This is a genomic window from Ectobacillus sp. OTK, from assembly GCF_059698935.1.
In genome coordinates, this window is sequence record NZ_AP048547.1 from 2,136,897 (window position 1) to 2,149,280 (window position 12,384).

The 12,384-nt window shown below is 39.7% G+C and carries 9 protein-coding genes and 3 other annotated features; of the genes, 6 read left to right on the forward strand and 3 right to left on the reverse strand.

The annotated features are described in order from the left end of the window. Positions 1-173: 173 nt before the first annotated feature. Entirely contained in the window at positions 174-812 is a 639-nt protein-coding gene (locus AC6HZ4_RS10345; RefSeq protein WP_497494895.1) for a methyltransferase, read from the forward strand. Positions 813-1,394: 582 nt separating this feature from the next. On the opposite strand, the gene AC6HZ4_RS10350 is transcribed toward AC6HZ4_RS10345, so the two are convergent. Next, positions 1,395-2,741, reverse strand: a complete 1,347-nt coding sequence (locus AC6HZ4_RS10350) for an MFS transporter (protein WP_497495662.1) — start codon at positions 2,739-2,741, stop codon at positions 1,395-1,397. Positions 2,742-3,064: 323 nt separating this feature from the next. Here AC6HZ4_RS10350 and AC6HZ4_RS10355 point away from each other — a divergent pair, with 323 nt between their 5' ends. From AC6HZ4_RS10355 to thrS, 4 genes are all read left to right on the forward strand, one after another. Next, complete coding sequence (locus tag AC6HZ4_RS10355; protein WP_497494896.1) at positions 3,065-4,669, forward strand: ATP-binding protein; 1,605 nt, start codon at positions 3,065-3,067, stop codon at positions 4,667-4,669. An 18-nt stretch (positions 4,670-4,687) separates the two neighbouring features. Beyond that, a complete protein-coding gene (locus AC6HZ4_RS10360; RefSeq protein ID WP_497494897.1) occupies positions 4,688-5,362 on the forward strand; it encodes a response regulator in 675 nt (224 codons plus the stop codon). Positions 5,363-5,505: 143 nt separating this feature from the next. Further along, complete coding sequence (locus AC6HZ4_RS10365; RefSeq protein WP_497494898.1) at positions 5,506-6,486, forward strand: tripartite tricarboxylate transporter substrate binding protein; 981 nt, start codon at positions 5,506-5,508, stop codon at positions 6,484-6,486. Positions 6,487-6,597: 111 nt separating this feature from the next. Further along, positions 6,598-6,823, forward strand: a binding site (T-box leader). Between the two features lie 43 nt (positions 6,824-6,866). Further along, positions 6,867-7,093, forward strand: a binding site (T-box leader). A gap of 44 nt (positions 7,094-7,137) precedes the next feature. Beyond that, positions 7,138-7,363: a binding site (T-box leader), on the forward strand. Positions 7,364-7,413: 50 nt separating this feature from the next. Further along, positions 7,414-9,333 (forward strand): threonine--tRNA ligase, encoded by a 1,920-nt coding sequence (gene thrS / locus AC6HZ4_RS10370; protein ID WP_497494899.1) that lies wholly within the window; start codon positions 7,414-7,416, stop codon positions 9,331-9,333. Between the two features lie 149 nt (positions 9,334-9,482). Here the strand turns inward: thrS and AC6HZ4_RS10375 are convergent, their stop codons facing one another. Both AC6HZ4_RS10375 and AC6HZ4_RS10380 read right to left on the reverse strand, forming a co-directional pair. Beyond that, the gene (locus tag AC6HZ4_RS10375) at positions 9,483-10,058 is read right to left on the reverse strand and encodes a response regulator (protein ID WP_497494900.1); all 576 of its coding nucleotides are present in this window, start codon (positions 10,056-10,058) and stop codon (positions 9,483-9,485) included. Positions 10,059-10,130: 72 nt separating this feature from the next. Beyond that, positions 10,131-11,585: a sensor histidine kinase gene (locus AC6HZ4_RS10380; RefSeq protein ID WP_497494901.1), complete on the reverse strand. Its 1,455-nt coding sequence runs from the start codon at positions 11,583-11,585 to the stop codon at positions 10,131-10,133. A 379-nt stretch (positions 11,586-11,964) separates the two neighbouring features. Here AC6HZ4_RS10380 and AC6HZ4_RS10385 point away from each other — a divergent pair, with 379 nt between their 5' ends. Then, positions 11,965-12,114, forward strand: a complete 150-nt coding sequence (locus AC6HZ4_RS10385) for a type A2 lanthipeptide (RefSeq protein WP_497494902.1) — start codon at positions 11,965-11,967, stop codon at positions 12,112-12,114. The last annotated feature ends 270 nt before the right edge of the window (positions 12,115-12,384 follow it).

Genomic DNA, 12,384 nt, shown 5'->3' on the forward strand with positions numbered 1-12,384 from the left:
TCCTTTGCTTTACCATTTTATATGTACGCAATGCGGATGATTGAAAGTACAGTTGGATACGAAAAACGTCATTCATTTGCTATAATAAAATAAGACATTCATGTACGTTTACAGTAAGAATTCGTTACGGAATTGTTCGGGGAATCTATATATCGCTTGAATAGGAGTCAATTATGAAGGAAGAGTTTTATGATGCTTTACTGAATATCAAAACAAGAGGAGACCAAAAGGGATTCAACCAGTCCTTGCATTATCATCGCTATGAAGCAACGCCATACAGTGCATTAGAAACATTGTGTAAGACATACGAATTAACAAGCAGCGATCGTATTGTTGATTTTGGGTGCGGAAAAGGTCGTTTAAACTTTTATATGAATTATGTATTTGATGCAGCTGTTGTAGGGATTGAAATGAACGAAGGCTTCTACCAGGAGGCGGTGGAGAATCGTAATCGCTATTTGAAGAAAATGAAAAATAGTAAAGATAAAATTCATTTCCAGTGCTGTCTGGCTGAGGAGTACGAGATTCACCCGCTAGACAATCGATTTTATTTTTTCAATCCGTTTTCCATTCAAATTTTTATGAAGGTTATTAATCATATACTGCGTTCAGTCGAAAAATCAGAACGAGAGGTAGAGCTGATTTTATATTATACATCAGAGGATTATATCTATTTTTTAGAAAACAATACTTCCTTTGAACTGAAGGAGGAAATCAGATTGCCGGGCTTATATGAGCATAATCCGAATGAGAGATTTTTGATATATCAGTTGGTAGAAAGTTGTAATGTTTCTTACAATACAAGAAAGTAGTTCAATATATCTCAAAATGATGGTGTGGAGCTTTTATAGTGTACGGTACACTTTTGGTTTATATAATTCTCAATATTGGCAGTTAAAAAAGCCCTTATACTCTACTGGTCAAGCCCTTAAATAATAGACAGGGTAAAAACCCCCTGGGTTAGGAAATAAATTGACACCTGTATTCCACAGGTGTCAGTTTATTTAATTTTAATTGCACTCTCTTTTCATTTTTCCCTCCATCCACATACGAATTGCTTGTAGCTTTGTCTCAAATGAATCAGTTTTCTGTTTCCTCATAATAAAATGCCCCCTAAGATACATTCATAGATTACCCGGGGGTTTCTCTATGGTGCATATCATACAAATATAAGGGTTTTTCATGCAACGAAATGCATTTGTTTATGTTACTGTTGAGTTATTCCTTTGTCAAATGCCACTTCTATATCCCACGTGTGTAATACTTTCCTAAAATCCGTAGAGTAAGAGAGTGTCTTCACTTTTTTACTTTCCTTCGTTCATACCTATCTGTAATGCTAATGGGATAGGCACAGAAGAAGTCCATGGCTTGTGTACTTTGGGCGCTCATGATACTTAAGAGTGCCGTGAGCCGGTTTCTCGGACAGCTGGCGCATTTTTAGCTTCCAGCTCAGCTTCGATGTGGGAGGCCTTCGAAGATTCATCCATACGCCAGTAGGTGATGAAGCTCACAGCAATGCAGGCAGCTACGTAGAAATAGAAGAGCGACTCGGCTCCAATACTCTTCATCCATAACGCGATGAACTCCGCCGTCCCGCCGAACACCGCGACGGTGAGTGCGTAAGGTAATCCTACGCCGAGGGCACGGATTTCGGTCGGGAAGAGCTCAGCTTTCACGATCGCATTGATAGAAGTGTAGCCGGTGACAATAATGAGACCCGCCATCATGAGCAAGAAAGCAACGATAGGGTACTTCGTTTGCTCCATAATCAGGAACAGCGGCACTGTCAGCAACGTTCCAAGGATACCGAAACTAATCAATAATGGGCGCCGGCCAATTCGGTCAGACAACATGCCGGCGAGGGGTTGAAGCACGATGAATACCAGCAGGGCAATAAAGTTAATCCAGCTGACGACCTCCTTGTGAAGACCCACAGTATTCACCATGAACTTCTGTAAATACGTTGTGTAGGTATAGAAGGCGACGGTTCCACCGAGCGTTAGTCCGATCACTGTCAGCACTGCTTTGGGGTGTTTCATCAGGGTCCGAATGGTCCCAGCGCCCTCCCGGCTTTCAGAGCCCACTTTTGAGAACTGTTCCGATTCGTCCATCGTGCGGCGCAGCCACAATACGACCAATGCTCCCATTGCTCCGATGACGAAGGGAATACGCCAGCCCCAGGACTTCATATCAGGTTCGCTGAGTATTTGCTGGAGGATGATTTGAACACCTAGTGCCACCATCTGTCCGGCAACAAGTGTCACGTACTGGAAGCTCGAGTAGAAGCCGCGGCGACCGCTGCTGGCCATCTCGGATAGGTATGTTGCCGAGGTTCCATACTCTCCACCTAATGACAACCCTTGGAGCAGGCGTGCGAGAACTAGAATAATAGGAGCTAGTATACCAATAGTGCTATAATTTGGAGTACAGGCAATGATCAGAGAACCACCGGCCATGACGGTGATGGAAAGCGTCAGAGCGGCACGGCGACCATGACGATCGGCGTAGCGGCCCATCAGCAGGCTCCCTATCGGACGCATTAGGAAGCCGACGGCGAAGATTGCTGCCGTGTTGAGCAGTTGGCTAGTTGGGTCTCCCTTGGGGAAGAACTCTGCTGAGAAATACACGGCGAAAGCGGAATAGACGTACCAGTCATACCATTCAATCAGATTTCCAATCGAGCCTTTGAAGATATTGCCTGTGATACGTCGTGCCTTTGCGCGCTCAATGGATTGAGACATCGTTAAATCCTTCTGCTTCACGCTGGCATTGGTCTTCATAAAAATATCAACCTCCTTATCTTATTGAAATGCTTTCAAAAATATCATCACAAGCTATTTTTGAAAGCGTATTCAATGTGTGTAAGCTGATTATATTCTTTCGTGAAATGAATCTCAATATAATGGAAATTTTGTACTTTATGTACTTTATATACACGAAATTCTTTATTGTCTCAAAGACGGTTGCCGCGTGCCTTTGTCTTAAAAGTCATTTGTACAGCAGAGTTCGTTATAGATATAATGTTTCTATCAATTTAAATAATTTTTCTTTAAAGGATGCAAATATGAATAAATCGCTTAAAGTCTCGTTACAAACGAAGATCCTTAGTTTAATTATTACACTGATTTTATTTATCATTGTTGTTCTGGCAGGCATATTTGCTTATATTCAGTCTGTTGACACGAAACGCCAAGTTGAGCAGCTGGCTCTGCAGACAGCCAAATCTATTTCTTTTATGCCGAAGATAAAAGAAGCATTTCAAACCGATGACCCTAAAAGTTACATCCAGCCGATTGCTGAACAGGTTCGTGAGCAAGCAGGCGCAGATAATGTTGTTGTGGAAGATCGTCATGGAGTTGTCTATTCACACTCTGATCCCAATTGGATAGGCAGAAAACGGGCCGACATTTACAACTATCAAGCACTCAGTTTTGGAGGATACTATACGTTGGAAGGAACAGGAACTGCTGGTCCTGCCTTAATGGGAAAAGCGCCAATCATTGTTAATTATGGGGACTATGATCAAGTAGTAGGAGTCGTTACAGTAGAATTTTTGAAAAAGGATATCCAATCCAATATATTGAATAGAGTCAAAGAAATTATTCTGTTCTCGTTGGCTGTTTTACTAGCTGGAATTATTGGGGGGATATTTTTAGCGCGAAGCATCAGAAAAGATACATTGGGTTTAGAGCCGAATGAAATCGCTTCATTATATCGAGAACGTAATGCTATACTGCTAGCCATAAAAGAAGGAATCCTTGCTATTGATCAAAAGGGCCGCATTACCATGGCGAATACTTCTGCGAAGGATATGCTGGATTTAGACAACGACTATCTGCATCGGCATATTGCTGAAGTTCTTCCGAATTCTAGTATGATGAGGGTACTGGAAACGGGGATAGTGGAAAACAATCAAGAAATGCCGCTTAAAGATAAAGTGTTTATTCTAAATATGGCACCTATAGTGGAAAATAACCAAACCGTTGGCGTTGTGTGCAGTTTCCGGGATAAAACGGAGTTGCAAAAATTAATTGATACTATCTCTGAGGTGAGAAAATACTCAGAAGATTTACGTGCTCAAACTCATGAATTTACAAATAAGCTGTTTGTGTTATCAGGCTTACTTCAATTAGGTCATTATGCGGAGGCTTTTGAATTCATTCAACAGGAATCCAGCGTTCATCAAAGTCAGAATCATATTTTATTTAATCAGATTCTTGATGCAAAAGTACAGGCTATTTTATTAGGAAAGCTTGGGACAGCATCTGAGAGGAAAATCCAGTTTAATATTGAAAGCGATAGTATGCTTAACCCATTGCCAGATCATATTGAAATCTCGCATCTTATTACCATCATTGGCAATATTATTGACAATGCATTTGATGCTGTTAGTAATCAATCGGAAAAACGCGTCTCTTTTTTTGTCACTGATATTGGTCATGATGTTGTCTTTGAACTGGTAGACAATGGAATAGGTGTGCCGGTTGAAAAAATAGATGCTATTTTCAAAAAAGGTTTTTCCACTAAAGGAAGCAATCGTGGTTACGGGCTGGCAAATGTTAAAAAAATGCTAGACTCCCTGCAAGGTTCTATTGAAATCAATAACGCAAAGGGGGGAGGAGCCATTTTTACAATCTATCTTCCTAAGAAATTGGACGAGAATCTATAAAAATAGGAGCGGATGTACATGTTGAAGGTCGCAATTGCAGAAGACGATTTCCGAGTAGCCCAGATTCAGGAAGGATTTTTATCAAAAATAAAGGATGTAAAAATTGTAGGGAAAGCATTGAATGCGAAAGAAACAATAGAACTTTTAGAAAAAGAAGAAATTGATTTGCTTCTATTAGACATTTATCTTCCAGATGGGCTTGGTACAGATTTATTGCCGAAGATTCACTCCGGCTTTCCAAATGTTGATGTGATTATGGTTACAGCAGCTAGTGAAAACGGTATGTTAGAAAAAGCAATTCGAAACGGGATATGCAATTATCTTATTAAACCGGTTACGCTGGAAAAGTTTATTTGCGCTATTGAAAATTATAAGAAAAAGAAGCAACTATTAAGCAGTTGCAGTGAAGTTAATCAACCATTCATTGATATGTTTTTTGGTACGACACAAACAAAGGATGTCAGTCAGAAAAACTTACCTACAGGTGTTGATCCGTTAACGCTGCAAAAGGTAAAAGAAATTATACGGGATTTAGAAGGCGGAATTACAATAGAAGAAATGGGAGAACAGATGGGTGCTTCAAGAACAACAGCAAGAAGATATTTAGAATATTTAGTTTCAATTAATGAATGCACAGTAGAGTATGAATATGGCATTATCGGGCGCCCAGAACGTAAATATTGCCTCACATGAATATTTCTTATTTGAAACTGCACAGTCCATTTTTTATGGAAAACAAACGTACATATGCCTGTAACTGCTTTAGACAATTATCTTTTCTCTAAGCAGTTAGATGAAGCGAGGTGCAAGGCACAAACAACGGAGTGATAGAAGTCATGAAAAAAAGATTATTACCATTCATATGGCTGTTTGTTGGGACGATAGCAGGCTGTTCTCTAGAAAAGTCCCCCGGCACTAACAAAATAGACATAGAACAAGTGGAATTAGTTGCACCTAATGTTGTAGGCGCGGGGTGGGATTTGACTGCGCGGGCGATGCAAAGAACTTTAAAAGAGGAGAAAATCTTTACGAAACCAATTGTTATTACGAACAAAGTGGGAGGCAGCGGTGATGTAGGATGGAAGTATACAAAGCAGCAAAGCGGTCATGTACTTGCTATGAATTCGAGCCTACTCATAACCAATCATATATTAGGTCATAGTAAGCTAACATATAAAGATTTCACCCCAATTGCTACCTTAGCAGCCGAATGGGAAGTAGTTGTCGTATCAAAAGATGCTAGTATAGACAATGCAAAAGAATTAATGGAAAAGCTGAAGAAAGACAAGGAATTGGTTAAAATTGGTGTTGCCCCTGGCTTAGGCAATGACGATCATTTATCTTTTGTGCAAGTAAGTAAAGCATTTGAAATAAATCCTGCAGAACTTGAGTTTTTCGTCTATGAAAATAAAGAGAAGGTTGTAAATGCTTTAATTGATAAGCAGATTGATGTGGCGACATTGGCCTTGTCAGAGGCGGAAAAACAATACAAAGCAGGAAAAGTGAATATTTTAGCTGTATCTTCTCCTAAAAGGCTGAAACAACTGCCAGAAGTTCCAACCTGGAAAGAACAAGGGATTGATTTAGTATTTCAACACTGGAGAGGAGTAATGGGTCCTCCAAATATGACGGAAGAAGAAATTGCTTATTGGGATGAAGCCATTAGGAAAATGGTTAAAACGCATACATGGAAAACCATTCTTGAAGAGAGGGGTTGGAATTCCTTCTATAAAAATAGCAGGGAAACAAAATTGTTCCTTGATCAAAAAAGTAAGATGTACGAGGAGCTAATGCACGATTCAGAGGTGCAGAAATGATTCTAGCAATGGAGATGGTACTCCTAACAAAAAAGTTTTAAAATAAGGTGTTGCTATTTATGGTAATTTTCTATATAATGTAAAATAATTTAAATCAACTGTTTGAATTTAAAAAAAGCACTGATAAGGACATGAGTTACTTTTTACGGTTTCCAGAGAGGGAAGAAAAGCTGAGATCTTCCTAACGCAGGAAAGTAGCTTACCACCTTTGAGCTGTATTGGGGAACTTTAGTATCCAATACCGTCTATGCTACGTTACAGCACCAAAGCCGTAAGTTATCTTTTTAACTTATGGGAAAATGGGTGGAACCACGGGTATAACGCACTCGTCCCTTACTGAGGGATGAGTGCGTTTTTTATTCTACAATCATTCATATAAAATTATTGCGATGAAGAGGACACGAATTATTTTTACGGTTTTCAGAGAGGGAAGAAAAAGCTGCGATCTTCCTAACTTAGGAAAATAATTTACCACCTTCGAGCTGTATTGGGGAACTTTAGTATCCAATACCGTCCATGCTGCGTTACAGCACCAAAGCCGTAAGGTATCTTTTGGAACTTACGGGAAATTGGGTGGAACCACGGGTATAACGCACTCGTCCCTTGCTGAGGGATGAGTGCGTTTTTTTATTCTACAATCATAAATATAAAATTATTGCGATGAAAAGGACACGAATTATTTTTACGGTTTTCAGAGAGGGAAGGAAAAGCTGCGACCTTCCTAGCTTAGGAAAATAATTTACCACCTTTGAGCTATATCGGGGAACTTTAGTATCCGATATCGTCCATGCTGCGTTACAGCACCAAAGCCGTAAGTTATCTTTTTAACTTATGGGAAATTGGGTGGAACCACGGGTATAACGCACTCGTCCCTTGCTGAGGGATGAGTGCGTTTTTATTTATTATTTTAAAGGAGTGTTTATTGTTATGAGTGAAAAATTAGTTCAAGTTCAATTTCCAGATGGAAAAGTAAAGGAGTTTCCGAAAGGCATTACAGTAGAAAGTGTGGCAGAGTCCATTAGCTCAAGCTTAGGAAAAAATGCAGTTGCAGGGAAAGTAGATGAACAACTGGTAGATTTAAGCTACGAGTTAGGAAAGGATGCGAAGCTCTCTGTTTTAACTTTAGATTCAGAAGAAGGATTGCAGGTTTTAAGGCACTCATCAGCGCATGTATTGGCACAAGCCGTGAAAAGGCTTTATAGTAATGTGAAATTGGGTATAGGACCAGTCATTGAAGATGGATTTTACTATGATTTGAAACTAGGACACAGCTTGACTTCCGATGACCTGCTTGCTATTGAAAAAGAGATGGAAAATATCATAAACGAGAATTTAGAAATCAAACGAATTGAAGTTTCTTATGAAGAAGCTGAAAAATTATTTGAAGAAAAAGGTGAGCCATTCAAGGTAGAAATACTAAAGGCCATTCCCAAAAATGAAAGAATAACTCTTTATCAACAAGGAGAATTTATTGATCTTTGCCGTGGTCCTCACCTTCCATCTACAGGTTTAATCAAAGCATTCAAATTAACTCGTGTATCAGGTGCTTACTGGCGAGGCGATAGTCAAAACGAAGTTCTTCAACGAGTTTATGGAGTGGCCTTTAAAAGGAAAAAGGATTTAAATGAATATCTAAATTTCTTAGAGGAAGCTGCAAAACGAGATCACCGGAAGTTAGGAAAACAATTAGAGTTGTTTATGTTTTCTGAGGAAGCACCGGGAATGCCGTTTTATTTACCGAAAGGACAAATTATTAGAAATGAGTTGGAAAATTTTTCTCGTGAACTTCAAAGCAGTGCCGGTTATGATGAAGTTCGTACTCCATTTATGATGAACCAAAGATTATGGGAGCGGTCGGGCCACTGGGATCATTACCATGAAAACATGTATTTTTCCGAAGTCGATCATACAAGATTTGCGATGAAGCCAATGAATTGTCCGGGGCATATGCTGATTTTTAAAAATAATCTTTACTCCTATCGAGATTTACCTATTCGTTTAGCAGAGTTTGGTCAAGTTCATCGGCATGAATATAGCGGTGCTTTAAATGGAATGCTTCGGGTTCGTACATTTTGTCAGGACGATGCCCATATCTTTGTGCGAGAGGATCAAATTGAAAGTGAAATTAAACAGGTGTTTGATCTAGTTAATCAAGTGTATCGCACTTTTGGTTTCGAATACTCTGTGGAGCTTTCGACTCGTCCAGAGGATTCATTAGGTGATGACAACCTTTGGGAACTTTCTGAAGGAGCATTAAAGAATGTACTTGAAAACTTAGGCATTAAATACCACTTGAACGAAGGTGATGGAGCATTTTATGGGCCAAAAATTGATTTTCATATTAAAGATGCATTAAAACGGAGCCATCAATGTGCAACAATCCAACTTGATTTTCAGATGCCGGAGAAATTTGATTTGACTTATATCAATGAAAATAATGAAAAGGTTCGTCCTGTTGTGATTCATCGTGCTATTTTTGGATCCATTGATCGTTTTTTTGGTATTTTAATCGAACATTTTGCGGGTGCTTTTCCTGTTTGGCTTGCACCGATACAAGTACAAATTATCCCTGTCTCACAAGTTCACTTGGACTACTGCTTAAAGATTCAGTCGAAACTGAAGCAATTAGGAATAAGAGTGAAAGTTGACAAAAGTAATGAAAAGCTAGGGTACAAAATAAGAGAAGCACAGATACAAAAGATCCCATACATGCTGGTGCTAGGGGATAATGAAGTGAAAGAAAATGCGGTAAATGTTAGAAAATACGGAGAGCAACAATCGGAAAGTGCTCCATTTGAAGACTTTAAAAATATGATTGTACAACAAATAAAAGAACGTAGTAAGTAACAGGGCGACAGTTGAGCAAGACACAAACAAAAGCCGATTTTCCTTACGCTAAGGAAATCGGCTTTTGTTTATTTCACTATTGATTTTCAAGAATTAACAAGGAAGAAGATGTATACTCTCATTAACAAGTCGGCTAAAGAGTCTGTTTGTTATTTAAACAGCTTGTTCCGGATGCTTCTCAGCTGGGTTTTAATCGTATTCACCGATTTATGAAGCATCTCTGACATTTGTGTTTTATTGTATCCTTTTTCCCGCAGTTCATAGATTTCCCGTTCAGTCGGTGTAAGGAGCATCAACTGGATTTCGTTCCGCATAATAGGGGCGGCATCTGAATGAATAGAAGGTTTATTAGCATAGGCTTCTCGTATAGCCTTTACGATATCCTGAAGATTAGACTTAGTGATATAATTGATAGCCCCGTTTTGGAAGGATTTTATAATCACATCCTTATCCGTAAGGGATGTGAGCATGATGATTTTAATTTTCGATCCTTTGTACAATGAAATATCTTTAGTAGCCTCTAGGCCATCTAACTGATTTTCTGTCAAATTGATATCCATTAAGATCACATCGAGCTCCATCATCCGAACAGCTTCCAAAGCCTCTTGCTTGGTAGCGGCTACCTTGACCACACTGATATCTTCTTCTTTGTTTAGATCTGAATAAAGCTGCTGCCGCCAAAATTCATCATCTTCGACCAGCATGACTCTAATGATGCTCTCCATCTGTTCTCCCTCCAGTTATATAGCACGGTTTCCTTATTGGAATCAATTTGGAATTTAGTATACGATAATCGCTCAATGTGTGGGAGGGTGAAATTCTGTCATCCCCTTAGGGAGGGGGCTTACTTTGTTTTCTATTTCCCAATGCAGAACCCGCTTTCGAGGGAAGCGGAGCTCCATAAGGGTGCCTTCTCCTGGTTCGCTTTTCACAATCCGCAGGCTGCCTTCATGCTTTTGCATGACGCCGTAGCAATAACTGAGCCCCAATCCGTAATGGAAGGGCCCCTTTTTTGTAGTGAAAAAAGGATCGAACACTCTAGCCACATTTTCCTTGGAGATACCCGCTCCATTGTCTTTGATCCAGATCACAACATCTCGCTTCGATTCAGCCAGGGCGATGTCCAGAATCCCCTTTCCGGCTTCCATCGATTCAATAGCATTCATACAGATGTTACTGAAGGTTTCACGGATATGGCTAGGGTCGCAAATAATCTCAGGATCAAGCTGATAATTCCTCTGAAGTAAAATATTCTTTTCTTGCATCATCACAGAGATCGAAGAAAGTTGTTCCTCCATTAGTTTACTAAGCTGCAGCGGCTGTTCTTTCAATACAATTTCATCGGCTTTTTCCTTCATTCGGGTCACCATGTCCAGCATATGATCTGTGACCTTTAGTATGCTGGTGACGTCTTGTATTACTTCGTCTTTGCGGTCATTGGTAACGGAATCTCTAATTTTTTCGCTCAGGTAATTGATCTTTTGTACTTCATTTTTCAGTGTATGATTAAGAATCGCGGTTCCTTGCGTGAGTGATCGCATGGAAAAATCCAATTTTTGCTGCTCGATCCGCAGTTTAATACCCATAAATCCATATTTCAAACCAAAATATATAAAGCATAGAATGAGCCAGGTTGTGATTAGAAAATTAAGCTGCCATAGGTTATTGCTTGAGATTGTCAAGCTGTCTTTACCAATCAAGAAATAATTCAAACAATAATAATCTGAGAAGTAGACGAAGGAGATGCTAATCATCACTAGGTTCGTTCTGAATCGGTTTCCTTTATAGATGGGATTGCTTTCCCTTATATAACTGATGATATAAAAAAGGAGACCTCCCAAAAAGTACCCCCCTGATAAAAGTCTGAATAGGGCATCTCCAAATCTAGCCTCTGGATAGAATGAAGGGATATGAGTGATATAAAGAGCGATTGGTACCAACAGGAGCAGCGACAGCCAGTTTTGTAACTTGCGGGATAAATAACCTGTGAAGACGACTCCGCTCATTAAGAATAGGTAAGGCAGAAAATGATACTCAATTCCCCAAAGCACAATTGTTATAATGCGGATAGATTCGAGAAGAAGCGGATTGATCTCCAGTTCTCGCAGAAAGGGAAGTAAGGTTTGGTTAACCACAAGAGAAAAGCTGGCAAAGCCTCCGATAATCAGCAAGACGCTGATCCAGCGGGTATATTCATTTTTATAATTGTTTACCAGTAAAATAGTGCCGATCGTCCACAAAATGATAAACATACTGATATAAAATAGAAGCATAAAAGCCCCCTTTCGAATTACTTTCTTTTTTACATACCCCAAAAATCGTATTTGCTGGTATTGCAGTGAAATAAACAGATAGTTAAAATTTTCTAATAATTCCCTCTAACCAGATATTATAGAGGATTCAGGTACACTTTACTACAGCAGGATGAAAGGAATTCCCGGGAATTTATTGAGGAATTTTCGGGAAGTTCTCGGGAATGAATTTTCGGCTAAGATGAAACAAGAGGGGGGTGATGATAAATCATCCTCCCTTTATTTAGAAGAGCACTCTATAATCAATTTCAGATGCAGGAAAATACTGCATGACTGAACAGCCGGCCGGCTTTCAAATGAAAAATTAGGAGGAACTGAGATGGCAGAACTTAAAAAGCAAGAACTTGAAGCATTGCTCCCTTCCATGAGCGATGAAGAATTGGAGCAGGTAGCAGGCGGCAGACCTTGCGGGTGGATTTGCTCCGTAACTTTGGACTGCGAAAATATGACATTTGGCTGCGCTTGTTAGTAGGAGCGGGAGGGTGACAAGATTATCCTCCTTTCGTAATTAATTATTAGACATAGGAAGCCGGGTGGCTGGAAGCTATCCGGCTTTTAAATAGGAAATGGGAGGAATGAAGGATGATAGAACTGCAAGAATTACTCCCTTCCATGAGCAGCAGGAGGTATGCGCTGCGGTTACTTTTACACGACGATATGAGAATGTGATTTTATGATATTTGGCTGCGGTTGCTAGAAAGAAGAATGAATACAAGAGAATCCCCATGTTCTCGATAAC

Excerpts from the sequence above, each read along its gene's own strand:
- AC6HZ4_RS10375 (WP_497494900.1), bottom strand. The coding sequence starts at position 10,058 with ATGGAGAGCATCATTAGAGTCATGCTGGTCGAAGATGATGAATTTTGG.
- AC6HZ4_RS10380 (WP_497494901.1), bottom strand. The coding sequence starts at position 11,585 with ATGTTTATCATTTTGTGGACGATCGGCACTATTTTACTGGTAAACAAT.
- AC6HZ4_RS10360 (WP_497494897.1), top strand. The coding sequence starts at position 4,688 with ATGTTGAAGGTCGCAATTGCAGAAGACGATTTCCGAGTAGCCCAGATT.
- AC6HZ4_RS10385 (WP_497494902.1), top strand. The coding sequence starts at position 11,965 with ATGGCAGAACTTAAAAAGCAAGAACTTGAAGCATTGCTCCCTTCCATG.
- AC6HZ4_RS10345 (WP_497494895.1), top strand. The coding sequence starts at position 174 with ATGAAGGAAGAGTTTTATGATGCTTTACTGAATATCAAAACAAGAGGA.
- thrS (WP_497494899.1), top strand. The coding sequence starts at position 7,414 with ATGAGTGAAAAATTAGTTCAAGTTCAATTTCCAGATGGAAAAGTAAAG.
- AC6HZ4_RS10355 (WP_497494896.1), top strand. The coding sequence starts at position 3,065 with ATGAATAAATCGCTTAAAGTCTCGTTACAAACGAAGATCCTTAGTTTA.
- AC6HZ4_RS10350 (WP_497495662.1), bottom strand. The coding sequence starts at position 2,741 with ATGTCTCAATCCATTGAGCGCGCAAAGGCACGACGTATCACAGGCAAT.
- AC6HZ4_RS10365 (WP_497494898.1), top strand. The coding sequence starts at position 5,506 with ATGAAAAAAAGATTATTACCATTCATATGGCTGTTTGTTGGGACGATA.